Source organism: Vibrio sp. 1580 (genome assembly GCF_033340055.1).
The window spans coordinates 141,986-167,438 of sequence record NZ_JAWOVT010000012.1 but is presented as its reverse complement, the minus strand read 5'-3'; the positions used below and the strand labels follow the sequence as shown (position 1 = coordinate 167,438).

Here is a 25,453-nt window from a genome sequence, read left to right as displayed (position 1 = left end):
GGCCAAAGGGAGCAGACTGTAAATCTGCCGGCACTGCCTTCGATGGTTCGAATCCGTCCCCCTCCACCATATTCTTTCTTATGTTTTTCCTTTAAACATGAGAAGAACTTGAAAGCTAGGTTGGGAAACTAACTTTTAAGTATAAAACACCCTGGAGGGGTTCCCGAGTGGCCAAAGGGAGCAGACTGTAAATCTGCCGGCACTGCCTTCGATGGTTCGAATCCGTCCCCCTCCACCATATTGAAGAAGCCAGCTCATTGAGCTGGCTTTTTTCGTTTCAGGATCTTGATAGCATAGTCCTACTACAACGAACCTTTCACTCCTAACCGAAACTCTTCTCGATTGAATACCTATCACGGTAAATAAGTGATCAGAAATAGCGTAGGGAAAATGCTTGAGAACAAGGCGCAATTTTTTGATAAGTAGTTATTCTACAATCAAAAATTGCAACGCAGTTATCGAGTATTTTAACAAGCTAGAATGACCAGTTATTTACTACGATTGGTATAACCTATACTCAATCTCACTAAAGCAACCAACCCCATGTGAAACTCCACAAACAAAAGGCTGAGGAGCAGATCTTTACCCTACAAACAATGTACTAGATATTTTGATTTTGTTAGTTCGTATGACCTTAATATGAATGTTCAATATAAATAGGAAAACACTTGAGGACTTACTAGAAAAAGTGGGCTCGCAAAATTACCAAACGGACTCAATTAGTGATGTTTGTATAAAAACACGTACAAGAAATATAAATGATAGATACAAAAAATCCCGCAGGGGATGCGGGATTTTTACTAGTGACTAAATTGGTTTAAAGGTGACTAGCCTTGAATACCAACGATTAACCATGGCGCATTAGGCGCAGTCAAGTCACGCTCTAGGTGCCAGATATCTTCGATTTCTTCTTCAACACCTTCTACTGTGTCACGGTAACGACCGCTAAACTGCAGACTAAGCTGTGCTTTATTTGCATCGTAATCAGCACGGACGATCTCCGCATCAACGTACATTACGTCAGTATGCTGCTCACCGTCGAGCTTCGCGCGCTCTGCTTTTAGGTCTTCAAACAAGCTTGGAGAAACATATTCTTCAATAGTTTCTAGCTGGTTGTGATTCCACGCACCTTGCAGGATTCGATAGTGTTCACGAGAACCATTAATGAACGCTGCTTGGTCAAAACCCGGTGGGTAGTTATGTGGTACGTCTGTTTGAGCGCCAAAACCACCAAAGCCACCATTATTTGTGTTTGGTTGTTGCTCAAAGTTTTGCATGTTTGGTTGCTCAAACTTAGATGCGTTGCCACCAAATGCAGGCTGTTGACGATGCTGGTTCATACTGCCCTGCTTCGCACCTAGCATACCGCGCATTAGTTTAAAGATGACAAAGGCAATCAAACCAATAATTAGGATATCCATAAACTGGATACCTTCAAAAGCACCGCCAAAGAATGCAGCAAGTAGACCACCAGCAAGAAGTCCGCCTAGCAGACCACCCATAAGGCCTTTCTTACTTGAAGACTTTGTCGTCTGATCTTTGCCGACCGTATTGGTGTTTTGTTGCTGTTGTTTCGGTGCTGGTGCAGTTTTGTAGCTCTTACCGAAAGACTTACTGCCACCAAACTTCTTCGCTTCCGCGATAGGCGTTACAGCAACAGTAAACATCAATAAAGCAACAATAGAAAATAAACGTTTCATCGTTATCCTTAAAGTTAGCTATCTAAGATAGTGCCCCATTTTCAAGACGAAACAATCGTTGTTTCAAACAGTAGCACGCCAAAGATGATTTTTAAGTCATCATACTCTGTATACCGATTGATGAAAATAGCTTATAGAAGCTGACATGTATCAGAATATTGCCAAAAATGCAGACTGCTCACACTGCTTGCAATTCAGCTGAAGGCGCTTGATCAATGTAAAAAAAGTATGGAATAAGTTCACTAATACTCCAGATTGTTTTACTTGAATTAGAATCAGTGACACAGCTCAGAATCCTACACCTTGAGGGCACTTGGACACATTGCCTTGTTGACGGTTAATAGGTAGCTGACTATCATATTGAACGATGTTCAATAAAGTAGTTTGAGAGTATGGCGCGCAGAAACGATCACACCCGAGAAGAGTTAGTGAATTTGACGTTAACAACGGTCAAAAACTTTTTAGATGAGAATTCTTACCACGAACTCAGTCTTCGTAAAATCGCTAACATGATTGGTTACGTGCCAAGCACATTGGTAAATGTTTTTGGTAATTATAATTTGTTGTTGCTTCATGTTGTCGCTCAAACTTTAGATGAGTTATCTCAAGAAGCACGCAAAGCGACTAATGACAGCAAAGACTCCCATCAAGCGCTTTTTGAACTCGCTTATTGCTACCACGATTTTGCTCAAAAACACCCATACCGTTGGCAGTTAGTGTTCGAACACAACATGAATGGAGCAGAACTTCCGGAATGGCATGCCAAACGTATCGATGGTATGACGGGAATGCTAGAGTCACTATTGGCTCAAATCGCACCACATCGTACTGAATCCGAAGTGATTCAAGCGAGTCGAGTCCTTTGGTCTGGCGTACATGGCATTACTTTACTCAGTGTTGATGATAAGTTTTTCTCTAGTGAACCGATTGATGGCAAAGAATTGATCAGTAATCTTCTTTCTAACTACCTCACGAACTGGTAACAAAGGATTATCCATGTCATCCGACAGACAGCCGTCCTTACTTACGCAGAGAAAGTTCCTGCCCTATTTCATTACTCAGTTTTTTGGCGCTTTCAACGACAATATTTTTAAAAACGTTTTGCTGTTGTTTGTCGCATTCGCTGGCTCCAGTGCACTACCTATTTCGAGCAATTTGTTCATCAACCTTGCGGCAGGCTTGTTCATTCTACCGTTCTTTCTGTTCTCTGCTTCCGCTGGCGTATTAGCCGACAAATATGAAAAGTCATGGTTTATTCGTAAGGTCAAACTATTTGAAATAGCCATCATGCTGTTAGGTGCCATCGGATTCATAACCGAAAGTTATGGTGTGCTTTTATTGCTACTGTTTTTAATGGGCACACAGTCAGCATTTTTTGGCCCAGTTAAATATGCCCTTTTGCCTCAAAAGTTAAATGCTAAAGAGTTAGTGCCCGGCAACGCTCTTGTTGAAGCTGGTACCTTTATCGCCATCCTTATTGGCACCTTAGGCGCTGGGATTATAGCCTCTGCAGACAACGCAAAATACCTCGCCGCATTTTGTGTCGTGATCTTCGCATTGTTAGGCTACTTGTCGAGCCGCTCAATCCCCTTTGCTGCAGCCAGCGCGCCCAATCTCTCTTTTCGTTGGCAACCATACAAGCAAACCAAACACACGCTCTCTATCGCCAAATCCGATCGAGTTGTTTTTCAATGCATAATGGCAATAAGCTGGTTTTGGTTTTTAGGCGCCGCATATCTAACACAATTCCCGAATTTCACTAAGATTTACCTAAATGGCACCGAGAGTGCGGTGTCTTTCTTGCTCGCTCTATTTTCCATTGGTATCGCGCTAGGGTCGCTACTTTGCAATTGGATCTCAAACCATCGTATCGAAGTCGGTATTGTGCCAATTGGTGCCTTTGGCATTACGGTATTTGGGTACCTAATGGCCACTTCCATTCCCAATGATCTACCTACTTTCCATAACTTTGTAGACTTCTTTAGATATGAGCCTTTTTGGCCATTATTTTTCTACCTATTGATGATTGGCGCTTCGGGCGGTTTGTTTATCGTGCCTCTTTACGCATTAATGCAGCATCGAGCAAAGGAAACCGAACGTGCTCAAGTCATCGCAGGGCTCAACATTTTTAACTCTCTGTTTATGGTCGGCAGCGCTGTCTTAGGTATTGTGTGCCTAAGTGTAATCAAGATGACAATTCCTCAGCTGTTTGCATTGTTAGCCATTTTAAATTTCTTAGTCGCCGCTTACATCTTTTTGCAAATTCCTATTTTTGTAGTTCGCTTTGTCATGTGGATGCTTACGCACACCATCTATCGAGTTAAGCATAAGAATCTACACAACCTACCCGAGCATGGTGGGGCATTGATTGTATGTAATCATGTAAGCTACATGGATGCATTGCTACTTAGTGCCGTATGCCCAAGGTTGATTCGTTTTGTGATGGAGGAAGATTACGCCAACCTACCTCCATTAAGGCGCTTTTTACGTCGAACTGGGGTAATTCCAATTTCAGCGAGTAACAGAAGCTCTATCAGACGTGCATTTAACGATGTGGAAGCTGCGCTAAGCGAAGGTCATATCGTCTGTATTTTCCCTGAAGGAAGATTAACTTCAGATGGTGAAATGAATGAATTCATGCGCGGTATTGATATAATCCTACGTCGTAGTCCAGTACCTGTCATACCTGTTGCACTTAAAGGCTTATGGGGAAGCTATTTCAGCCGCGCAAAAGGTCGCGCATGCTGTGGCTTACCGACTCGATTTTGGTCAAAGCTAGAAATAGAGGCAGGACAACCGGTGCCACCAAACGAGGCAACGGCAAAAACAATGTTCGATAAAGTGCATCAACTTAGAGGCGACTGGCGATAAATACACTTGAACACATGTTTAGGATAACTGAACATGTGTTCAAATCATTAAGACAAACTGACCACACCCAGTGCGATATACTCTCCCTTTCATTCACAACAGCGAATAAAAACCTTGAATAGAAACTACCTCCTGTTTGGATTGGCGTTACTTTTTTGTCTAACCCCTCTTGCCTCCTCTCCCATTGCTCTAGTTATCGGTTTTCTACTCGCAAGTTTTGGTTTTGTGCCTTCCGAGCTGCCCATCGCTTCTTTTACTAAAAAGCTGCTGTCTTACTCGATTATTGGCTTAGGCTTTGGCATCAACTTTGAGCAAGCACTTGCAGTCACATCGGATGGTATCGGCCTGATCATCGCCACTATTACAGGCACACTGATCATGGGCACTCTCATTGCCAGGGTAATTAAATTGGAGCGAGTAACCGCTTACTTAATCTCATCAGGTACTGCAATTTGTGGTGGTAGCGCAATTGCTGCTGTGGCACCGGCGATTAAAGCGAAAGACGAGCAGATTGGATTAGCACTGGCAACAGTGTTTGTCCTGAACTCCATTGCACTCTTTGTGTTTCCTGTGATTGGACATGCTTTAGGGCTAGATCAACACACGTTTGGCACATGGGCTGCGATTGCCATTCATGACACATCTTCTGTTGTCGGGGCTGCCTCGGCCTATGGGGAAGAAGCACTAACGACGGCAACAACATTGAAACTCGCGCGCGCTTTATGGATCATTCCTGTTGCTTTGATCAGTGCCGTCATCTTTTCAAGAGGCCAAAAAGAGAATGGAAAGAAAAAACTAGCTATCCCTTATTTCATTTTTTGGTACTGTGCAGCTATCGCGTTTAGCGACTTCTTTCCTCAATTTGAAATGGTCTATCACGGCATTTTCATTGGAGCAAAGCAAGCGTTGGTTGTATGTCTGTTCTTGATAGGTTGCAGCATTTCAATTTCAAAACTAAAGTCAGCTGGAGCTAAGCCGCTGTTGTTTGGTGTGACTCTGTGGGTGCTAATTTCTACCACTTCTCTAAGTTGGTTACTGTTTTAGATATTGGTGGTCTGCTTATCGCGTTGAGGGGACGGTATTTCCCGTTTGCTATTTTTGTATATAACGACCAACGCAATAGCGATCAAAAATGCCGTTAGCTCTGCAAGAGAGCGGGCTAGCCCTTCACTACTTATCGCGATACCAATTTGTAGTGCTACTGCCGCAATTAAAACTAGCTTTGCCATCCTGAACCTTATGCATTTTCTCTCCACTAAGAAGCATAATTATGATTCAGAGTTATAAGGATACGAAATTCTCTTTATGACTAATACATAGCAAAATTGACTAATGCTGAAGTGATGACAACAGCCACTCTTTCACGGCCTTACGTGAAATTTTGATCCCACCTTCTAGTAGAGTTTCTGGCATTACATGGTATTCCACTGGCCATTTAAACTTCTCTAACTTTGATTGCAAGTGCTGGTCATACTCCGACTTGCTGCGCAATCCATTGGTCTGAATCACAGCTACTGGTCTATGACCAAACTCCGCGTCTTCGACTGGAACCACTATACTCTGCACTACACCATCAATTTGGTTCAAAGCGGCTTCAATCTCTTCACAATGGATATTCTCACCACCAGAGATAAACTGATTGTCGGCACGGCCGATTATCTTTAATTCATCACCTTGCCACTCGCCAAGATCTTTGCTGTCAAACCAGCCTTTCTCATCCAGAAATGGGGTAACATGTCCTTGATGGAAATACCCTGCCGCTAATGTCTTACCGCCAACAAAAATGCGTTGGTCAACTAATTTTATCTTACGGTGCTTCAATACATGTCCAGCATTACTGGTGCTGTCAATTCTCTTTGCGGTAACGGTAGAGGCCGCCTCCGTCATCCCATAACCTAACCACGTCTCAATGCCTTGCCCTGATGCTCGTAGTGCCAACTCATGATCAACGTGACTGCCGCCCAGTAGCACATGTGTCAATGACAAATGTGCATCATCATCCAATAACCGTTTGAGCTGAGTCGCAACCAAAGAAGCGTGTGATACGCCCTGAATATCATCAACAAGTTTCCCTGAACCGACTTTTAGTGTTGCTCCGACATATAGCCAACGATAGACAATCGCTAATCCAGAGACGTGATACAGCGGAAGCGATAACAGCCAAGCATCTTGCTGAGTGAAAATGAACTCCTGCAACAAGCCCTCTGCAGACGCAAGATGCTGTCGATGTGTATGAACCACAGCTTTAGGCTCCCCTGTAGAGCCAGAAGTAAATACTACTGAAGCGAGCCGGTCATGATGATAGCTATCTTCAGTCAACGAATCACTCTCTTGCTGTGATACTACAGGCGGTGAAAGCAATGTTGCCTTGAGTTTTTGTACATCATGTTCAGAAAAGGTCGAAGCGCACTCCTGAGAAAACCAGATAAACCGAGTTTGATCAGGCCTGTAAAGTGTAGCAAGCTTACCCTGCAACTTATCTAGTGGTTGTTCCATGGTCAGCGCAGCGAGTGCGCCTAACTGTTTGGAGGCAAGATAAAACAACAGTGTTTCTACTTGGTTCTTGCCAACCAAAGTCAGCACATCCCCCCGAGTTACACCCAAGTCATTCAAATAGTGAGTGTATTGGTCAATACGCTTCGAGAGGTGTTGCCAGTTTAATACTTCTGTTGATGTCTTGAGTGCAATAGAAAAAGGGCTCGTTTGAGCCCAATATTTCCATGGTGCCTTCGCAATATTGTCTACGCAGAATGCCACACAATCTCCTGGTCTTTTAGAGGAAGAACGGGAAGTTCACACTTAGGCCAGCCCTGCTCTAGCTGAGCTTTGAATAAGCCAATCGTATCCAAACCTGGAACTTCATCAGGCAGCTGCCATTGGGCAAAGCGCGCTAATTGAGTTAAACCGAGACTGGATTCAATGCTCGAGCTAATCACTGCTTTCATCCCCAGTGACTTCGCTTTCTCTATCAGTGTAATACAAAAATCCACCGAACCAATGAGTGTGGGTTTGATGATGATCGTTTTCACACCAGTTAGATCTTCAAGACGGAAATCTTCACGACGAACCGCATCTTGCAATGTTTCATCCCAAGCGATAGCAATACCAGTATTAATCGCAAAAGAGAGACTATCGCCAGGAGAGCGGCACGGCTCTTCCAAAAAGGTGATGCGCTGACGCAAAGACGGAGTAATGTATTTAGCAAACTGCTGCGCTTTTTCTGGTGTCCAAGCGCGGTTTGCATCAAGTCGAAGCGTTAATTGAGGGATTGATTCAAGAAAAAGGTTCACAAGCATGCCATCGCGAATTGGCTCATAAAGTCCAACTTTCACCTTAGCGACTTTCTCACCTTCCATTTCGTTCAGCTTTGGAATGAGCTCATCTGGGTCGCCAGTGCATAGTGGCGCTGTTTGGTATTTACCTTGTTGTGGTAAGCCACCAGCTAATTCAAGCTGTGCCATCGATAAACCAAACGCAACCGACGGGTACATATTGGCATAATCCACATCCAACTCTGCAACCCAACGCTCCGCCTGTTCTTGTAGCTGAACACCCGCATATTCGGCGCTCTCTAAGCTAAAACCAGGAAGAGGAGCGACTTCTCCAAGCCCTGTTTTACCATCTTCGGAAAGCGCAACAACATAACCAACACGTTCGGTTAGCTTGTTGTTACGTAGGATGACACCACTATCCATGGGCAAGCTATAACGATAAATTTTCGCTTCACGCATAATTCAAGTCCTATGTAATGCCGTATATTTGAGCGTTCTGACGAGCAATCCCACCAGCCTCCCAGAGGGCGAGGCGCTCAGGAAAAAAGGAACAGAGGAGCTAACACGCTCCTCATTTAGACGGATTATGGGTTGCGAGGGAATTTATCGAAGTCTGGGCGACGCTTCTCGTTAAAGGCATTACGACCTTCTTGGCCTTCATCAGTCATGTAGAACATCATCGTTGCGTTACCCGCTAGCTCTTGCAGACCCGCTTGACCATCACAATCTGCGTTTAATGCAGCTTTCAGGCAGCGCAATGCCATTGGGCTGTGCTGTAGTACTTCACGACACCAACGAACGGTTTCTTTCTCTAGATCCGCTAGTGGTACAACTGTGTTTACTAGGCCCATGTCTACCGCTTCTTGAGCATTGTAGAAACGACATAGGAACCAAATTTCGCGAGCTTTCTTTTGGCCTACGATGCGAGCCATGTAAGATGCACCCCAACCACCATCAAATGAACCCACTTTAGGGCCTGTTTGACCAAATTGAGCGTTGTCAGCGGCAATCGTTAGGTCACACATCATGTGCAGAACATGACCACCGCCCACAGCCCAACCTGCTACCGATGCGATCACTGGTTTTGGACAAGTACGAATATCACGTTGGAAGTCCAATACGTTTAGGTGGTGCGTACCTTGGTCGTCTTTGTAGCCGCCGTAGTCGCCGCGGATCTTCTGGTCACCGCCAGAACAGAATGCGTCTTCACCTAGACCTGTCAGAATGATCACGCCAACACCAGAGTCGTAACGCGCATCTGCCAACGCATCAATCATCTCTTTTACCGTTTGAGGACGAAACGCGTTACGCACTTGAGGACGCGCAATGGTGATTTTCGCGATACCATCTTCAGACTTATGGTAATGAATGTCCTCGTATTTCTCGCCGCAATCTTTCCATTGAACCGGAGCGTAAAGTTCTTCTTCAGAAATGCCTACTGTTTTAGCCATGGTGATTCCCATTGTTCTCGTTACTCTCACCAAAGTGAGACTGAATTATTTGCTTGGTATGTATCGCAAACTGTTTGGGCTGCTCTTGATGGACGTTATGACCAGCGCCTTCAACTTGTCGATACGCCAACCCGCTACGTTGTGCCAGTTGGCTAAATTTTTGGTCTTTCTCACCACACAAGTAATACACTGGTATGTTCTGCTTTTGCAGTGAGGGCAACAAATATGCCTGTTTGGCTAACGATGTCGCCATCAACATATTCGCCACCGCTGAGCCAAGATTATCACTTCGCTTCGCAATGAATGTTTGTCTTTGCTCATGGTTTAGTGAAGAAAACACCGCTTGTTGGTACCAATCGTTCAAAACACGTTCAAGTGGTTCAGTTTTGAAACGCATTGCCCAGCGAGCATCATTCTCTAATCTCACCTGTTTCTCTGACTCAGTTTGAAGCCCGAAGTTTCCCCCTTCAATAATCGCGCCTGCAATATTGAGCTCTGGAAAGCATTGATGGGCAATACCATGCATCGCAATGCGGCCGCCCATAGAGTATCCAATCAAAATAAGTGGTTGTTGTGAGGGAAATAATAAAGATAGTGTGGAACCAAGAAGTTTGCAGCAATCATTTAAATCGCAGCAAAAAATAGATTGGCTGCGTCCGTGACCAGGAAGGTCAACCGTAACACGTTCATATTCGGGTAATGCATTTAAACACGCGAGCCAATCGGCACCGCTACCGAGTAAGCCATGCAAAAACACCAAAGTGGGCAACGTTCTACTTTGGTGTTTTTCTAATACAGGGAAACGTTCAAAGTAAAGCATTCAGACTCTTATTAAATGCCTTGAGTGTCTCAGCAGCTTGATTAGGTGGGGTTTGAACCTCGACCAGCAACGTGCCTTGGCGGTGACATAAATGCTCTTTTACAGATGATTGGAATTGCTCCAGTGTAGAAACATGCAAATACGCCAAACCAAACTGCTTTGCCGCGTGTTCAAACTGATAACCATGAGGCATTTGATAATATGTCGTCCTGCGCTCTGGTGGTACTGGCAACATATCAAAAATCGCACCGCCGTCATTATTAGTAACAACAAGTACCGCCGGCAGTTTATTGTGAGAAAATAGCGCCAGAGAATTGAGATCATAAAGTGCTGCTGTGTCACCGATATACATCAGTAACGGATTACCTCTTGCCCGTTGCACGCCTGATGCCGTAGCAAACAAACCGTCAATCCCTGACGCGCCTCGATTAGTGAAAACCTCTACACCATCAAATTTTCCGTACATATCAACAAGCCGAACAAACAAGCTATTACCCAAGAAAACATCTACGTTCTTTGTGCGCTCGTTGATGTCTGCTGCCAACGCAATTTCGTCAATGGCAGACGCTGAATCAGATAGGAAGGCTTCTTCGATACGTTGATGAACTCGCTTAACGTCATTCGCTAACCTATCAGCCCACCCAGCAAATATTGACTTCTCAAAACTAATGCGAGAAACCCACGTTTGAGGAGGCTCAACCCAGTGCATTTGCGCCAGATGATTTTGGTTATTCCGGTCCATACAAGGTGAGACATACCAATACTGAACGTCTTTATCTTGTTGACTCTGCGAAACTTGTTTATCAATCCAATGATTCAAACGTTTGGAGATGATTCGGCTACCAAACTGGATAATAAGTTCACAAGACTCAAGCTCGTTTACGAACTCGGGACGTTGAAGCCATACATCGTAATGCGCCCAATCCGAACTCAAACCACTTTGCGGGTCTGCAAGTACCGGCCATCCCATTTTTTGTGCAAACGCCTGCGCCGAACGCGCTTGTTCAAGCGGTAAGCTGCCAATCACAACCAACCCTTTTTTGTCTGAGCAAGACGGGATGTTCGCCTGTGACAAATGGCTAAAACGCTGAGTATAAGTGCCGCTTCCTTTTCGCCATCCGGCGACCGAATCTAAGTAGGTTTGATAATCCGCTTTTGCGCCGTTGGAATACAAAGGCTCTGGAAATGCACAATTAATGTGAACAGCACTACCCTGCAATTTCTGAGTAAACATCACTTCGTCAACAGAGGTCAGCAACCAGTTAAGCGACGTTGCTAAATTTGGGCTTGGTAAATTCAAACTGGCCGAAACATGATGTGAAAAAATACCCAATTGATTTATCGCTTGGTTTGCACCACAGCCGACAAGTTCTACTGGACGATCTGCTGTCAGCAGCACCAGTTTTTCACCAGTAAGTTTGGCTTCGGCAACCGACGGTAATAAGTTCGCCACTGCCGTACCAGAGGTAACGATAATTGCCACGGGTTCCTGAGTAGCTTTCGCTAAACCAAGAGCCATAAAGCCCAATCCACGCTCATCAAAATGAGTATGAATGGAAAAGTCGGACTGTTCTGCCGCTTCTAAAGTTAAAGGCGTAGAACGAGATCCGGGAGCGATACAAACATGCTTAACGCCAAATCGCTGAAGCTCAATCAATATGGTTTCTGACCAAACTCGATTGAGCACCGCTTGGTCATGACTCATGATGCGACTCCCAATGGCAGATGATCAGAAATCAGCGTAAGTAACGTCGACATTTTCTTATCAAGTTCTGCCCACTCATGTTCTGCAATGGAGCCTGGAACAATCCCTGCGCCCGCAAACAGTTGTACTTGCTCACCGAGCACAAGCGCACTTCTGATTGCGACACAAAACTCTGCTCGTTCATGGCTTATGTAACCCATTGACCCCGCGTACCAGCCGCGTGCAAACGGCTCATTATCCAATATAAATTGCATCGACTCTTGTCGGGGTAAGCCAGCAACCGCCGCTGTTGGTTGAAGCGCCGATAACAACTGAACACCATTTATCCCCGCTCTTAGACTAGCGTGAATATTTCGCTTAAGGTGCTGCACTTTTCGTAGTCTGACCAAACTCGGTTCAGCTTCCACTTCAACCACTTCAGAATGTGGTGATAGACGGTCAATGATGTCGTCCACCACATACTGGTTTTCGTTGAGGTTCTTTTGGTCTTGGGATAACCAATTCGCCAACTCCATATCTTGAGTGGCATTGTCTCCCCGACCAATCGTACCTGCTAACGCTTCGGTATGTAGCTCATGCCCTACGCGAGAATACAAACGTTCTGGCGTAGACCCCATAAAACTGTGCTTACTGTCTAAGCTCAGCATGAAATGGAAGCTATGATGGTTATTTAAGTAACTTGCTTTAAGTAGCTGTGCAGCACTTAATGTGTTATCAAGCTGCACGGTAGAGCGACGCGCTAAAACCACTTTCTTAAAATCATCATTCTCTATACCAGTCAGAACCTTATGAACTAACTCATTCCATTGAGGCTGACTTGGCGTGTGAACAATAGAGCGGATGTGAGACGAAATTGGAGCTAAGGTCGCGACCTCACAAACCAGTTTATTCAACCCAGCTAGAGTTCGCGCTTTGTCTTCTGAAATATTAACTGCGAGAGACCACTGTTGGTCAAAACGAATTAACTCAATTTGAGGCAAAAAGAAAAAAGAGGGCATACAGCGACGATTCTTCTCATGCTGTCCATCAAAAGAGCGCCCGCCCCAGACTCTTTGCCCTTCACCTAGAATGGTATAAGCAGGACCTGGCTCAACAAAAGCGTGCAATTGCCCTAGTGCAACGACCTCTTCACGTGTATCGCGGGACTGCCAATAAAACTTAGGGAAAAGTGGTTGCGCATCAAGCCAATCAATAAATGAGAAATTAGGTTTCTCGCTAAGGGGCTCGACCAGACGTGTTTGATTGCCTTCCGATTGCTGAACTCGCTCGATAATTCTCTTTACGGCTTGATGGAACTGTGACAAATCAACCTCGTTGTATGTGAGGATAAATGGTAACTGACGGCTACTCTAAGTTTAGACCCAAAGCAAATCAAGGTCGTATGCGATCTTTTGCAAAATCCTGTGATAGCAAGCGAGCAAAACTTAACCAGCAGACAGATTATTTACAGATATATATTCTAATAAAAAACAAATTATTGTATTTTAATAAAGAAATTAACGAATTTTTAGGAATTAAACAATGCAAAATATCGGGATGTCGTCAAAACTCGACAATGTCTGCTACGACATTAGGGGTCCTGTACTCAAACATGCTAAGCGCATGGAGGAAGAAGGGCATAAAATCCTAAAGCTAAACATTGGTAACCCTGCCCCATTTGGTTTTGACGCCCCTGATGAGATTTTAGTCGACGTGATTCGTAATCTGCCGACTTCTCAAGGCTATTGTGATTCCAAAGGCATTTACTCTGCTCGTAAAGCTGTGGTCCAACACTATCAGCGTAAAGGTATACGCTCGCTAGATGTCGAAGATGTGTATGTAGGTAACGGCGTGTCTGAGTTGATCGTAATGGCTATGCAAGCGCTATTAAACAATGGCGACGAAATGCTGATCCCAGCACCAGACTATCCGTTATGGACAGCTTCAGTTGCACTATCTGGTGGTAAGCCGGTTCATTATCTATGTGATGAAGAAACTGACTGGTACCCAGACCTTGAAGACATCAAAAAGAAAATCACACCAAAGACACGTGGCATTGTTCTGATCAACCCGAACAACCCGACAGGTGCGGTATACAGCCGTGACTTCCTACTTGAAGTGATTGAGATAGCACGCCAGCACAAACTGATCATTTTCGCAGATGAGATCTACGACAAAGTGTTGTACGACGGTGCAACACATACCTCAGTCGCCACACTCACTGAAGACGTGCTAGTCATGACATTCAATGGCCTTTCAAAAGCCTACCGTGTTTGTGGTTTCCGTGGTGGCTGGATGTTCCTAACGGGGCCTAAACATCTGGCTCAAGGGTACGTGAATGGCTTGGAGCTGCTTTCATCGATGCGTTTATGTGCAAACGTACCAATGCAACATGCCATTCAAACCGCGTTAGGTGGATACCAGAGTATCAATGAACTGATTTTACCTGGCGGACGCTTATTAGAGCAGCGCAACCGAGCGTATGAACTGATCAATCAGATTCCTGGCGTTTCTTGTGTCAAACCTAAGGGTGCGATGTACCTCTTCCCGAAAATCGACACTAAAATGTACAACATCAAGAACGATCAGCAGATGGTTTTAGATTTCTTAAAACAAGAGAAGGTCTTACTGGTGCAAGGTTCCGGTTTTAACTGGCCAAAACCAGACCACTTCCGCATCGTGACACTACCGCACGTTGAAGATCTAGAAATCGCCATTGGACGTTTTGAAAGATTCCTATCAACCTACAGCCAGTAATGAATCACTGGTAGTAATTAGTGCTGATCTCTCATATGCTTAGAGGAACTCCTAGTGAGTTCCTTTTTTACACCAGAAACGGAGAAAGCCATGAAAGAAAGCCATTTTTTCGCCCACCTGGCTCGAATGAAGCTGATCCAACGCTGGCCTTTAATGCGGTCCGTCTCACCAGAAAACGTTTCAGAGCATAGCTTACAAGTTGCTTTTGTCGCTCATGCCCTTGCCCTCATTAAAAACAAAAAGTTCGGCGGCAACCTTAATCCAGAGCGTATCGCGATTCTTGCCATGTACCATGACTCCAGTGAAGTATTAACGGGTGATCTTCCGACTCCAGTGAAGTATTACAACCCTGAAATTGCCAAAGAATATAAGAAGATAGAATCGGCAGCGGAGCAAAAATTACTCTCAATGTTACCGGAAGAGTTCCAAGATGACTTTGCCCCCTATCTTCTTTCTCACTCTGCTCACGAAGAGGACGCAAAAATCGTTAAGCAAGCCGATTCCATCTGTGCCTATTTAAAATGTCTCGAAGAACTAAGCGCCGGCAACCATGAGTTCGCTCTGGCAAAAAAACGCTTAGACGTCACTTTGCAAGAACGCAGAACGCCTGAACTGGATTACTTTCTCAATACCTTTGCCCCAAGTTTCGAATTATCGTTAGATGAAATCAGTTAGCTTACGGAGATAATCGTGTCGTTTGAATTACACCCGCAATGGCAAGAGCGCCATGATGATGAGCATAAAATCCGTCGAGACGACCATCGGAGCCCGTACCAACGAGACCGAGCGCGCATTCTTCACTCGGCTGCATTTCGACGCCTACAAGCAAAAACCCAAGTACACGGCAATAGCTTGGAAGACTTTCACCGCAGCCGGTTAACACACTCCTTAGAAGCGTCGCAACTCGGGACCGGTATCGTCGCCCAGTTAAAGAAAAAACAGCCAGAGTTCCGCGATCTATTACCATCAGACAGCTTAATTGATTCATTATGTTTGGCGCACGACATCGGGCATCCTCCATACGGTCATGGGGGAGAAGTCGCTCTAAACTACGTAATGCGCGAACATGGCGGCTTCGAGGGGAATGCCCAAACCTTTCGTATCGTCACTAAGTTAGAGCCTTATACCGAGCATTTCGGAATGAATTTATCACGCCGCACACTGCTTGGTTTGATTAAGTACCCTGCCCTCATTAGTCAAACACGCTCCGTCAAGTTGCCTCAACCAGCCGAGCACCAACGTAAACTAAAAGCAAAAGACTGGAGCCCAGCTAAAGGTATTTATGATTGTGATAAAGACTTATTTGATTGGGTAATTGCACCGCTTTCTGACAACGACAAGGCATTGCTTAGTCTGATGCGTTCAACGCCAGAATCGGAGTTTGAGCACAGTAAAACGCGTTTTAAATCACTCGATTGCTCAATCATGGAGCTAGCAGATGATATCGCCTACGGTGTTCATGATTTAGAAGATGCAATCGTACTTGGTATGGTGACACGTCAGCAATGGCAAGAAGGCGCAGCAAGTCAATTAGCGGACTGTGGCGACCCGTGGTTTGAAGCTTATATCGATTCCATCGGACAGATGCTATTTAGCGGTAAGCACCATGAGCGGAAAGATGCTATCGGTGGTATGGTTAACGCGCTACTGACCAGCATTTCAATCAAAACGGTGGATGAGCCGTTTAATAACCCGTTACTGTCTTGGAATGCGTGTTTAGAACCACAGATGGCACGTGCACTTGACGTACTCAAACACTTTGTCAGCACCTTCGTTATCCAAGTCCCGCAGGTCCAGATCGTTGAGTATAAGGGTCAGCAAATTATTATGGATATTTTTGAAGCGTTAACAGCAGACCCAGAGCGCTTACTACCCGTTCATACAAAAGATCTGTGGTGTCAGGCGAAGAGCGAGAGCAATAAGATGAGGGTCATCGCCGATTATATTTCTGCAATGACCGATGGTCACGCACAAAAGCTACACCGCCAACTTTTCTCTTCCATCGTTCTTTAGTAACACTCAACCTTTCAAATAATTCTTTTCAAAAACGCCCGGAGGCATCTGGGCGATTTGGAATTCGATCATATTTTCAAAGGCACGCATAAGCGGTGCAAAGTCGCGCTCGGGTTCAAGCAAGCGAAGCGAATGATAACCAGCCTCGACTGTCGATAAGCTATTCTCAGAGGGCGCCTTACGAATGGTGTAGTGCCCTTGTAGTTGCTTAGGCAACTGCACGGTTGGGAGTGGATGTAAGTTGCTTGAGAGTTGCCACATTTTGTACGCTTTTTTCCACGTACCATCGAGCAAAATCAAACGTATTTTCTTAGATACACTATGACTCGCTTGAGTGATTTCAGAAATGCATCGTGACTCTTCTGATGGGTAAAGAACAAAATGTTTATATGACTCATCCGCTAATAAGTGATTTAAGACATCATCACAAGAAAAGTCCTCTCCTATCAAACAAATACAGTTATCTAAACTCAAATTGAGAATCCGTGCCGTACCAAGCGGACGATGTTCTTCACTCGTGTGCTGAAGAATGATAAGTTCTACCTCGCTTGCCAGTGGTACAATCCATTGGCAAATACACGCTTTTTGCGATTTTCCACAACGAGAACAATAACGAGACATAGAGTGAACCTTTATACCTTACTGAGTATTATCAGCGTGATCTGTTTGATACTTCAATTTGAACCAATGGCAAGCCTAACCGAGTGGCACAGCTACAATATACGCCATGGTGAATGGTGGCGAATCGTAACAGGAAATCTCACACATACCAACTTTGCGCACTTAGGAATGAACCTCGCCGGATTGTGGATCATTACTTTTATTTTTCGCCCAAGCACTCGTAACTTCCTTATCGTTTTTTCAATCTTATGTGCATGTGTTGGTGCGCTGAATTTGTTTACCAACATGTCGGTGTACGTGGGTTTATCCGGCGTATTACACGGATTGTTTGGATTTTGGGCGCTCAGAGAAGTCTTTGAAAGTAGAAGAAGCAGTGTGTTGTTAGTCGGAGGGCTAATCGCCAAAGTAGTATGGGAGCAGGTCTATGGCCCATCCAGCAGTACTGCTGAGCTTATCGGTGCAAACGTTGCTATTGATGCTCATATGTTTGGCGCACTCGGTGGGTTAGTAATGGCTTTACTGGAAAAAGGCCTTCGCCGTCGTTTATTCGGATAAAAAATCCCGAACCACGAAAGAGGGGCTGGTTCGGGAAAGCAGTAATAGGGAAGCAGATATTGTTCTGAATTCAGACTCAATATCTGCAATACATCAAGCTACAGTAAAATGCGGTCTTCGTTTTTCTTAACTGTCGCTTCACCAATGCCTTTTACGCTCTTCAAATCTGCTGCCGTTTTAAAAGGGCCATGTTCCTCGCGGTAGTCCACTATACTCTGCGCTTTCTTCTCACCTATACCTTTCAACATGGTCGCAATTTCTTCAGCAGTGGCCGTGTTGATATTTACAGTAATTTCAATTCCTTCATATTTGTCAGTGGCTGAATCCGCAGCCATGCTAAAAGGTGCAAAAACAAATAAGCACAATGTCAAAATCCATTTCATATTGAACATACAATCTCCAAAATAGTAGGCTAAAAACAGTCATCGAGAGCGAGTCACTATCAAGTTTGCAATGGAAAGCAATATGGTTATGCATTTAACAAACTGAGATGACCCGGAATTCACAACGGCCGCTATCACTTAAACGCGCACTAATTTAAGTAATGCCTATTGATGATAGAAGTTCATAAAGACAAAAATAAAACGGACCGCTTATGCGGTCCGTTTTATTCAACATACAAATTACACTAATTGTGCTTAGTTGCTCACAACAAAGTACTCAATGTCAGTATTTGCACGCAGTACGGCTAGTACAGATGATAAATCTTGCTGAGAAGATGCACGCTGCATTTGCATCGCAACTTGATCTTCTAACTCACTATCTAGCTCTGCGTTTACAGCATCAAGCTCGATGATAATGATGTTACCTTCAAGATCTTTAGACTGACCGTATACTGGTTTACCATCGACTGGTTTTGCCATCGCGAATACCGTTGTTGCTAACGGAGAACGACGATCTACTGTCTCTTGTTCACCAAAGGCAAGATTGTTTTCAGCAAGCACGTTCGTCTTACCTTCTTTCAATGCCGCAACGACTTGTGTTCCAAGCTCCATCGCTTCTTGCTCACCTTTAACACGAGATAGCTCTGCAACAACCTGATCTTTCACTTCTTCTAGTGGAAGAACTGTCTCGTCACGCGCATCTTCAACACGAACAACGATAATATGCTCAGGCGCAACTTCGATAGCTTCAGAGTTTAGGCCATCTTCTTTAACTTCAGGGCTTAGGATAGCTTGCATTACCGCAGGGCTACGAAGCACTTCAGGTGCATCAACCTGAGAAATAAAGTCTGTTGTCTTCACTTCTTGGTTAACCGCTTGAGAAGCATCATACAATGAGTCTGGGTATTCAAACGCTACGCGCTCAAGCTCATTTTGCAACTCGTAGAATTGATCGATAGCTTGTTGGTCAACCATCTCTTGTTTGATTTCAGCAGCGACTTCTTCAAATGGCTTCGCCACAGAATCTTTTAGCTCTTCAAGCTTGATAATGTGATAGCCAAAGTCCGACTTTACTAGACCCGACGTATCGCCAGGATTCTTCAGTGCGAATGCCGCTTCTTCAAAAGCAGGGTCCATCACATCACGCTCGATCCAACCTAAGTCACCACCGTTTTCAGCGCTGCCAAAATCGTCAGATTTATCTTGAGCAAGCGTCGCAAAATCTGCACCCGCGTTTAGCTCATCTAGGATAGCTTGCGCTTTTGCTTCATCGTCCCCTTCTACAAGAATGTGAGCGACACGTCGTTGCTCTTCTGAAGAGTATTTGTTTAAGTGCTCGTCGTAGTACTTTTTCACCTCAGCATCAGAAACATTAACTTGTTCCTTTAGCGCTTCAGCTGACAGTTCGATGTAAGAGACTTTAACCTGCTCTGGGCGTGTAAAGTTGTCTGGGTTTGCTTTGTAGTACTCTTGAATTTCTTCGTCGGTCAATTCAATATTTTTCGCAAACTCCGCTAAGTCGATCTGAATCGTGCGAATATCACGAGTTTGAGTGAACAGCTTGCCTTCTGCTTGTACTTCACCCGGCAGAATAAATTCACTGTTTTGTAGCGCATTCAGCAGTTGCTCACGAACCAATTCACGACGCATGTACTCAGCAAAAGAGTCTGGCGAAAAGCCTGCACGACGCAAAGAAGCTTGATAGATCTCTTGATCAAACTGACCATTAGATTGGAACTGAGGCATGTCTAGAATCATGCTACGCACTTGAGTGTCGCTGATTCGCAGACCCAAAGCTTCAGCTTGTTGGTCAAGCAACACGTCATTGATCATTCGATCTAAAACGGATTTGCGGAAAGATTCAACATATGCAGGGTCAGCCAGCATTTGAGAGAAGTAGTCACCCAACTGAGCTTGCATACGGTTACGCTCATTTTGGTATGCCATCTCGAACTCACCACGAGGAATCTCAGTGTTACCGACTTTCGCTGCAGAGTTGTTGCTACCACCAACGATGTAGCTACCTACACCTGCAAATACGAAAGACAGGATGATAAGTCCAAGGATAATTTTGACCGCGATGCTATTCACGCCTTCGCGTAGTCGATCCATCATAATTTAACTGCTCTCCACAATTGAAGCCTACTGCTTCTATCTAATAGAAATAATGGCGCAATAATATCAGAAAAAGAAATGCGCATCAGTATGATGCGCATAATTTAAGAAAGTTCGGCTCGAAGTTTGTAAATTTTTGTTCGAAACTTATTGTTTGAGCAAAAGTTAAGCAAATGGCCGGTTACAGAAATAACGCCGTGATTAGTTACAAGCGTCTTTCAGTGCTTTACCAGCTTTGAAAGCTGGTACTTTTGCTTCTGCGATTTGGATTTCTTCACCAGTTTTTGGGTTACGACCAGTACGTGCAGCACGAGTACGAACGCTGAATGTACCAAAGCCAACTAGAGCGACTTGATCACCAGATTGAAGAGTTCCGCTTACTGCTTCGATGAATGCATCTAGAGCACGACCCGCTGACGCTTTAGAAATATCTGCATTTTCTGCGATTTGTTCTACTAACTGAGTTTTATTCACTGTAATTTCCCCTTTGTGTCATCTGTGATTATTTTTGTGATGACTTTCGTTCCATTGTTAAGAAAATATGCTCCACCCCTTATTCATCAAGGGCTGGCAGCTATCGAAACTAACTTAGCGCCCAAAAAAAACGCTGACAAGCCTTTTTGGGCTTATCAGCGTAAACTTTTACTTATTTTTGCTACACATCACTATTTTTGAGACTCAAACTCAACGCCCGTCGGGTCTCGCTCTAGTGCGACTTTCAGTACTTCATCAATCCACTGTACAGGGATAACTTCCAGATCCGCGATAACATTATCAGGAATCTCTTCCAAATCACGCTCGTTATCTTTTGGAATTAGCACTGTCTTAATGCCACCACGGTGTGCCGCAAGTAACTTCTCTTTTAGGCCGCCGATAGGTAGAACCTCACCACGCAGTGTGATTTCACCCGTCATCGCTACTTCTGCTTTCACAGGGTTGCCTGTTAGAGAAGAAACCAATGCTGTACACATTGCTGTACCCGCACTTGGGCCATCTTTTGGTGTCGCGCCTTCCGGGACGTGTACGTGAATATCTTTCTTCTCGTAGAAGTCAGTATTGATACCTAGCTTTTCTGCACGAGAGCGAACCACTGTCATTGCTGCTTGGATAGACTCTTGCATCACATCACCAAGAGAACCCGTTTGTGTCAGCTTACCTTTACCTGGCATTGATTGAGTTTCAATCGTTAATAGATCGCCACCCACTTCGGTCCAAGCTAGGCCAGTTACTTGACCAATTCGGTTACTTTCATCCGCTTTACCGTAATCGAAACGTTGAACACCTAAGTACTCTTTTAGGTTGTCCATCGTTACCGTTACTGACTTGATGTCCTTATCCAGCAAGATGTTCTTCACCGCTTTACGGCAGATCTTAGAAATCTCACGCTCTAAGTTACGGACACCCGCTTCACGCGTGTAGTAACGAATGATGCCAATAATCGCAGAATCTTCAATGACGATCTCATCCGCTTTCAAGCCATTACGCTTCACTTGTTTATCAACAAGGTGACGTTTTGCAATGTTCAGCTTCTCGTCTTCGGTGTAACCAGATAAACGAATAACTTCCATACGGTCTAACAATGGACCCGGGATGTTCATCGAGTTCGATGTCGCAACAAACATAACGTCAGAGAGATCGTAATCCACTTCTAGGTAGTGATCGTTGAACGAGTTATTCTGTTCAGGATCAAGTACTTCTAGTAGAGCCGATGCCGGATCACCACGCATATCGGAAGACATTTTGTCGATTTCGTCCAATAAGAACAGCGGGTTCTTCACACCAACCTTCGACATCTTCTGGATCAATTTGCCTGGTAATGAGCCGATGTAAGTACGACGATGACCACGAATTTCCGCTTCATCACGCACACCACCCAACGCCATACGAACATACTTACGACCTGTAGCTGAAGCAATTGAACGACCAAGAGATGTTTTACCGACACCAGGAGGACCAACAAGACAAAGGATAGGACCTTTTAGCTTGTTGATACGGTTTTGAACCGCCAGGTATTCAAGGATACGTTCTTTGACACGTTCTAGACCGTAGTGATCTTCATTAAGAACCTCTTCTGCTTTCGCTAAGTTTTTCTTAACTTTTGAGCGCTTAGCCCAAGGAACGCTGACCATCCAATCGATGTAGCTACGAACCACTGTTGCTTCAGCAGACATTGGAGACATCATCTTAAGCTTTTGCAACTCTTGTTCTGTCTTTTCACGTGCCTCTTGAGGCATTTTTGATTCGTCAATCTTCTTCTGTAGCGTTTCGAACTCGTCTGGTGCGTCTTCCATCTCACCAAGTTCTTTCTGAATCGCTTTCATTTGCTCATTCAGATAGTACTCACGCTGAGATTTTTCCATTTGCTTTTTAACGCGACCACGAATTCGTTTTTCAACTTGCAGCAAGTCGATCTCTGATTCCATCTGGCCCATCAGGAATTCCAGACGCTCAGTGACGTCAACAATTTCAAGCACTTGCTGCTTATCCACCAACTTCAACGGCATATGAGCCGCGATGGTATCCGCTAAGCGTGCGGCTTCGTCGATACCATTAAGGGACGTTAGCACTTCTGGTGGAATCTTCTTGTTTAGCTTAATGAACCCTTCAAACTGATTAATCGCGCTGCGAACAATCACTTCTTGCTCACGCTCATCCAATTCTGGCGTAACAACAAATTCAGCTTCCGCTAGGAAGAAGTCACTCTCTTTAAAGTGATTGATTTTTGCTCGCTGCTGGCCTTCGACCAATACTTTTACTGTGCCATCCGGAAGCTTCAAGAGCTGGAGAATGGTGGCTACCGTACCTACGTCAAATAGGTCGTCAACCGTAGGCTCGTCAGTATCCGCTTGCTTTTGTGCCACAAGAAGAACTTGTTTGTTGGTTTCCATCGCCGTTTCTAGACAGCTAATCGATTTCTCACGACCAACAAACAATGGAATAACCATGTGTGGGTAGACCACTACGTCACGTAGAGGTAGTACCGGGATCTCGATACGCTCGGAACGTTCCAAGTTCATATAATTCTCTCTTCCGCTTTCACGTTTAACGTATTACTTAAGGCAGTATATGGGGGCTAATTGTTTGGATTCAATAAGAGAAATAAAAAAAGGAGGTAATTACTTACCTCCTTTTTCATTATGGCTGAATTTACTCTGCTCCAGCTGCCTGATTGTCTGCGTTACTGTAAATAAGCAGTGGTTCTGACTCGCCATTAATGACGGACTCATCAATCACGACTTTACTAACGTCTGTTGCAGATGGTAATTCGTACATGGTTTCAAGTAGCACGCCTTCAAGAATCGAGCGTAAGCCACGAGCACCTGTTTTACGCTCCATTGCTTTTTTCGCGATAGCGCGCAGCGCATCTTCACGGAATTCAAGTTCAGCGTTTTCCAGCTCAAACAATGCTGCATATTGCTTGGTCAGTGCGTTCTTCGGTTCACATAGGATCTGAATCAACGCTTCTTCATCAAGCTCAGTCAGTGTTGTTGTTACAGGTAGACGACCAATGAATTCTGGAATGAGGCCGTACTTCACTAAGTCTTCAGGTTCAACTTGAGTAAATAGCTCACCTACCGTCTTCGATTCATTCTTCGAACGAACTTCAGCACCAAAGCCAATACCTGTACCTGTTGCAACACGCTGCTCAATCACTTTGTCTAAGCCAGCAAAAGCACCACCACAAATGAACAGGATCTTAGATGTGTCCACTTGTAGGAATTCTTGCTGAGGATGCTTACGACCACCTTGAGGTGGAACCGATGCAACCGTACCTTCGATAAGTTTTAGTAGCGCCTGCTGAACACCTTCACCAGATACGTCACGCGTAATAGATGGGTTTTCAGCTTTGCGTGAAATCTTATCAATTTCATCAATGTAAACAATGCCGCGTTCCGCTTTAGCTACATCGTAATCACATTTTTGCAGAAGCTTTTGGATGATGTTTTCAACGTCTTCACCTACGTAACCGGCTTCGGTTAGTGTCGTCGCGTCTGCCATTGTAAATGGCACATCCAAGAATCGAGCTAATGTCTCCGCAAGTAGTGTTTTACCGCTACCTGTAGGACCAATTAGAAGGATGTTGCTCTTACCAAGCTCCACACCTTCGCTCGTTGTATCACCATTGCGTAAACGCTTGTAGTGGTTATATACCGCAACTGCGAGCACTTTTTTCGCGTAATCTTGCCCGATCACATAGTCATCAAGGTGTTCACGGATCTGTTTTGGCGTTGGTAACGCTTCAGATTCTTTCTTAGGGAGAACATCCTTGATTTCTTCGCGAATAATATCGTTACATAAGTCGACACATTCGTCGCAAATGTACACTGACGGACCTGCGATTAGCTTGCGAACTTCGTGCTGACTTTTGCCGCAGAAAGAACAGTACAGCAATTTACCGCTGCCACTTTCTTTGCTTTTATCTGTCATTCGCTAACCTCTTAGCCTTTACTCTTCATGAATGAGTGTATATCAATTTTTGCCAAAATGCGCTGGCTAATTACTCGCCACGGTGGCTTAACACTGCATCCACGATACCGTATTCCACAGCCTGCTCTGATGACATGAAGTTATCACGATCAGTATCGCGCTCAATGACTTCAAGAGGTTGGCCTGTATGTTCTGCTAACAACTTGTTTAGCTTCTGTTTAATCGTCAGGATTTCCTGAGCATGGATTTGGATATCAGAAGCTTGACCCTGGAAACCACCCAATGGTTGGTGGATCATTACACGAGAGTTAGGCAGTACGTAACGCTTACCTGGCGCACCACCTGCAAGCAGGAAGGCACCCATTGAACATGCTTGACCCATACACACAGTGCTGACATTTGGCTTAATGAACTGCATGGTATCGTAAATAGACATACCAGCTGTTACGCTGCCGCCTGGCGAGTTGATGTATAGGAAAATATCTTTATCTGGATTTTCAGATTCTAGGAAAAGTAGCTGAGCCACGACAAGGTTTGCCATGTGGTCTTCCACTTGACCCGTTAAAAAAATCACGCGCTCTTTCAGCAGACGTGAGTAGATGTCGTAAGAGCGTTCGCCTCGGGAAGTTTGTTCAACCACCATTGGTACTAGCGCGTCCATAATTGGCGACATTGCATTTTTTTCTTGGTAGCTCATATTCTTATGTCCCTAAAATAAATGGCCCGGATGATGACTATCATACGGACCATTGTTAGCAGAATAGTTAACGTTAAGTCAACCTT

22 protein-coding genes and 1 tRNA gene are annotated in these 25,453 nt (G+C 44.6%); 8 read left to right on the top strand and 15 right to left on the bottom strand.

Features of this window, described 5'->3' with window-relative positions; genetic code table 11:
* Positions 1–153 precede the first annotated feature (153 nt).
* Positions 154–238: transfer RNA gene (locus tag R7093_RS18725), tRNA-Tyr, on the top strand.
* A gap of 589 nt (positions 239–827) precedes the next feature.
* Here R7093_RS18725 and R7093_RS18720 read toward each other — a convergent pair.
* Positions 828–1,700, bottom strand: a complete 873-nt coding sequence (locus R7093_RS18720; protein ID WP_005384268.1) for a Tim44 domain-containing protein — start codon at positions 1,698–1,700, stop codon at positions 828–830.
* A gap of 392 nt (positions 1,701–2,092) precedes the next feature.
* Here R7093_RS18720 and R7093_RS18715 point away from each other — a divergent pair, with 392 nt between their 5' ends.
* The 3 genes from R7093_RS18715 to R7093_RS18705 all read left to right on the top strand — a co-directional run bounded on the left by R7093_RS18715 (position 2,093) and on the right by R7093_RS18705 (position 5,615).
* Positions 2,093–2,683, top strand: coding sequence for a TetR/AcrR family transcriptional regulator (locus tag R7093_RS18715; RefSeq protein ID WP_005382308.1), 591 nt, complete (start codon positions 2,093–2,095; stop codon positions 2,681–2,683).
* 13 nt (positions 2,684–2,696) lie between these two features.
* A complete protein-coding gene (locus R7093_RS18710; RefSeq protein WP_005384269.1) occupies positions 2,697–4,571 on the top strand; it encodes an MFS transporter in 1,875 nt (624 codons plus the stop codon).
* Positions 4,572–4,685: 114 nt separating this feature from the next.
* Complete coding sequence (locus tag R7093_RS18705) at positions 4,686–5,615, top strand: YeiH family protein (protein ID WP_005384270.1); 930 nt, start codon at positions 4,686–4,688, stop codon at positions 5,613–5,615.
* On the opposite strand, the gene R7093_RS18700 is transcribed toward R7093_RS18705, so the two are convergent.
* From R7093_RS18700 to R7093_RS18670, 7 genes are all read right to left on the bottom strand, one after another.
* Positions 5,612–5,800 carry a hypothetical protein gene (locus R7093_RS18700; protein WP_017634658.1) on the bottom strand — a complete coding sequence of 63 codons (189 nt, stop codon included), beginning with the start codon at positions 5,798–5,800 and terminating at the stop codon, positions 5,612–5,614. The genes R7093_RS18705 and R7093_RS18700 overlap by 4 nt on opposite strands.
* 100 nt (positions 5,801–5,900) lie before the next feature.
* Positions 5,901–7,328: an o-succinylbenzoate--CoA ligase gene (menE, locus tag R7093_RS18695; RefSeq protein WP_054577993.1), complete on the bottom strand. Its 1,428-nt coding sequence runs from the start codon at positions 7,326–7,328 to the stop codon at positions 5,901–5,903.
* Positions 7,313–8,302 carry an o-succinylbenzoate synthase gene (gene menC / locus R7093_RS18690; RefSeq protein WP_258509521.1) on the bottom strand — a complete coding sequence of 330 codons (990 nt, stop codon included), beginning with the start codon at positions 8,300–8,302 and terminating at the stop codon, positions 7,313–7,315. The genes menE and menC overlap by 16 nt, the downstream gene beginning before the upstream one ends.
* 125 nt (positions 8,303–8,427) lie before the next feature.
* Positions 8,428–9,294, bottom strand: a complete 867-nt coding sequence (gene menB / locus R7093_RS18685) for a 1,4-dihydroxy-2-naphthoyl-CoA synthase (RefSeq protein ID WP_005382318.1) — start codon at positions 9,292–9,294, stop codon at positions 8,428–8,430.
* Positions 9,287–10,114: a 2-succinyl-6-hydroxy-2,4-cyclohexadiene-1-carboxylate synthase gene (gene menH / locus R7093_RS18680; RefSeq protein ID WP_042524030.1), complete on the bottom strand. Its 828-nt coding sequence runs from the start codon at positions 10,112–10,114 to the stop codon at positions 9,287–9,289. The genes menB and menH overlap by 8 nt, the downstream gene beginning before the upstream one ends.
* Positions 10,101–11,819 (bottom strand): 2-succinyl-5-enolpyruvyl-6-hydroxy-3-cyclohexene-1-carboxylic-acid synthase, encoded by a 1,719-nt coding sequence (menD, locus tag R7093_RS18675; protein ID WP_213917118.1) that lies wholly within the window; start codon positions 11,817–11,819, stop codon positions 10,101–10,103. The genes menH and menD overlap by 14 nt, the downstream gene beginning before the upstream one ends.
* On the bottom strand, positions 11,816–13,123 hold the full coding sequence (locus R7093_RS18670; protein ID WP_318146777.1) for an isochorismate synthase: 1,308 nt from the start codon (positions 13,121–13,123) through the stop codon (positions 11,816–11,818). The genes menD and R7093_RS18670 overlap by 4 nt, the downstream gene beginning before the upstream one ends.
* A gap of 217 nt (positions 13,124–13,340) precedes the next feature.
* On the opposite strand from R7093_RS18670, the gene R7093_RS18665 reads away from it, so the two are divergent.
* The 3 genes from R7093_RS18665 to R7093_RS18655 all read left to right on the top strand — a co-directional run bounded on the left by R7093_RS18665 (position 13,341) and on the right by R7093_RS18655 (position 16,568).
* Positions 13,341–14,555: a pyridoxal phosphate-dependent aminotransferase gene (locus tag R7093_RS18665; protein ID WP_005382322.1), complete on the top strand. Its 1,215-nt coding sequence runs from the start codon at positions 13,341–13,343 to the stop codon at positions 14,553–14,555.
* A 90-nt stretch (positions 14,556–14,645) separates the two neighbouring features.
* Positions 14,646–15,230 carry a 5'-deoxynucleotidase gene (gene yfbR, locus R7093_RS18660; RefSeq protein ID WP_137282484.1) on the top strand — a complete coding sequence of 195 codons (585 nt, stop codon included), beginning with the start codon at positions 14,646–14,648 and terminating at the stop codon, positions 15,228–15,230.
* 15 nt (positions 15,231–15,245) lie between these two features.
* Positions 15,246–16,568 (top strand): anti-phage deoxyguanosine triphosphatase, encoded by a 1,323-nt coding sequence (locus R7093_RS18655; RefSeq protein ID WP_137281807.1) that lies wholly within the window; start codon positions 15,246–15,248, stop codon positions 16,566–16,568.
* Between the two features lie 6 nt (positions 16,569–16,574).
* Here R7093_RS18655 and R7093_RS18650 read toward each other — a convergent pair whose 3' ends face one another.
* Positions 16,575–17,189, bottom strand: a complete 615-nt coding sequence (locus R7093_RS18650; RefSeq protein WP_137281806.1) for a tRNA-uridine aminocarboxypropyltransferase — start codon at positions 17,187–17,189, stop codon at positions 16,575–16,577.
* Positions 17,190–17,192: 3 nt separating this feature from the next.
* Between R7093_RS18650 and rrtA the strand changes: the two genes are divergently transcribed.
* A complete protein-coding gene (rrtA, locus tag R7093_RS18645; RefSeq protein ID WP_175413434.1) occupies positions 17,193–17,744 on the top strand; it encodes a rhombosortase in 552 nt (183 codons plus the stop codon).
* Between the two features lie 98 nt (positions 17,745–17,842).
* Here rrtA and R7093_RS18640 read toward each other — a convergent pair whose 3' ends face one another.
* From R7093_RS18640 to clpP, 6 genes are all read right to left on the bottom strand, one after another.
* Complete coding sequence (locus R7093_RS18640) at positions 17,843–18,127, bottom strand: ComEA family DNA-binding protein (RefSeq protein ID WP_031777211.1); 285 nt, start codon at positions 18,125–18,127, stop codon at positions 17,843–17,845.
* A gap of 255 nt (positions 18,128–18,382) precedes the next feature.
* Complete coding sequence (ppiD, locus tag R7093_RS18635; RefSeq protein WP_137281804.1) at positions 18,383–20,242, bottom strand: peptidylprolyl isomerase; 1,860 nt, start codon at positions 20,240–20,242, stop codon at positions 18,383–18,385.
* A 201-nt stretch (positions 20,243–20,443) separates the two neighbouring features.
* Positions 20,444–20,716, bottom strand: coding sequence for an HU family DNA-binding protein (locus tag R7093_RS18630; protein WP_005382341.1), 273 nt, complete (start codon positions 20,714–20,716; stop codon positions 20,444–20,446).
* A gap of 191 nt (positions 20,717–20,907) precedes the next feature.
* Positions 20,908–23,259 (bottom strand): endopeptidase La, encoded by a 2,352-nt coding sequence (gene lon, locus R7093_RS18625; RefSeq protein WP_005382343.1) that lies wholly within the window; start codon positions 23,257–23,259, stop codon positions 20,908–20,910.
* A gap of 130 nt (positions 23,260–23,389) precedes the next feature.
* Positions 23,390–24,670 carry an ATP-dependent protease ATP-binding subunit ClpX gene (gene clpX / locus R7093_RS18620; protein ID WP_005382345.1) on the bottom strand — a complete coding sequence of 427 codons (1,281 nt, stop codon included), beginning with the start codon at positions 24,668–24,670 and terminating at the stop codon, positions 23,390–23,392.
* 70 nt (positions 24,671–24,740) lie between these two features.
* On the bottom strand, positions 24,741–25,367 hold the full coding sequence (gene clpP / locus R7093_RS18615) for an ATP-dependent Clp endopeptidase proteolytic subunit ClpP (RefSeq protein ID WP_005382347.1): 627 nt from the start codon (positions 25,365–25,367) through the stop codon (positions 24,741–24,743).
* Positions 25,368–25,453 lie beyond the last annotated feature (86 nt).

Excerpts from the sequence above, each read along its gene's own strand:
- menB (WP_005382318.1), bottom strand. The coding sequence starts at position 9,294 with ATGGCTAAAACAGTAGGCATTTCTGAAGAAGAACTTTACGCTCCGGTT.
- menD (WP_213917118.1), bottom strand. The coding sequence starts at position 11,819 with ATGAGTCATGACCAAGCGGTGCTCAATCGAGTTTGGTCAGAAACCATA.
- yfbR (WP_137282484.1), top strand. The coding sequence starts at position 14,646 with ATGAAAGAAAGCCATTTTTTCGCCCACCTGGCTCGAATGAAGCTGATC.
- clpX (WP_005382345.1), bottom strand. The coding sequence starts at position 24,670 with ATGACAGATAAAAGCAAAGAAAGTGGCAGCGGTAAATTGCTGTACTGT.
- R7093_RS18650 (WP_137281806.1), bottom strand. The coding sequence starts at position 17,189 with ATGTCTCGTTATTGTTCTCGTTGTGGAAAATCGCAAAAAGCGTGTATT.
- R7093_RS18640 (WP_031777211.1), bottom strand. The coding sequence starts at position 18,127 with ATGAAATGGATTTTGACATTGTGCTTATTTGTTTTTGCACCTTTTAGC.
- menH (WP_042524030.1), bottom strand. The coding sequence starts at position 10,114 with ATGCTTTACTTTGAACGTTTCCCTGTATTAGAAAAACACCAAAGTAGA.
- lon (WP_005382343.1), bottom strand. The coding sequence starts at position 23,259 with ATGAACTTGGAACGTTCCGAGCGTATCGAGATCCCGGTACTACCTCTA.
- R7093_RS18710 (WP_005384269.1), top strand. The coding sequence starts at position 2,697 with ATGTCATCCGACAGACAGCCGTCCTTACTTACGCAGAGAAAGTTCCTG.
- ppiD (WP_137281804.1), bottom strand. The coding sequence starts at position 20,242 with ATGATGGATCGACTACGCGAAGGCGTGAATAGCATCGCGGTCAAAATT.
- clpP (WP_005382347.1), bottom strand. The coding sequence starts at position 25,367 with ATGAGCTACCAAGAAAAAAATGCAATGTCGCCAATTATGGACGCGCTA.
- R7093_RS18665 (WP_005382322.1), top strand. The coding sequence starts at position 13,341 with ATGCAAAATATCGGGATGTCGTCAAAACTCGACAATGTCTGCTACGAC.
- menC (WP_258509521.1), bottom strand. The coding sequence starts at position 8,302 with ATGCGTGAAGCGAAAATTTATCGTTATAGCTTGCCCATGGATAGTGGT.
- R7093_RS18715 (WP_005382308.1), top strand. The coding sequence starts at position 2,093 with ATGGCGCGCAGAAACGATCACACCCGAGAAGAGTTAGTGAATTTGACG.
- R7093_RS18720 (WP_005384268.1), bottom strand. The coding sequence starts at position 1,700 with ATGAAACGTTTATTTTCTATTGTTGCTTTATTGATGTTTACTGTTGCT.
- R7093_RS18700 (WP_017634658.1), bottom strand. The coding sequence starts at position 5,800 with ATGGCAAAGCTAGTTTTAATTGCGGCAGTAGCACTACAAATTGGTATC.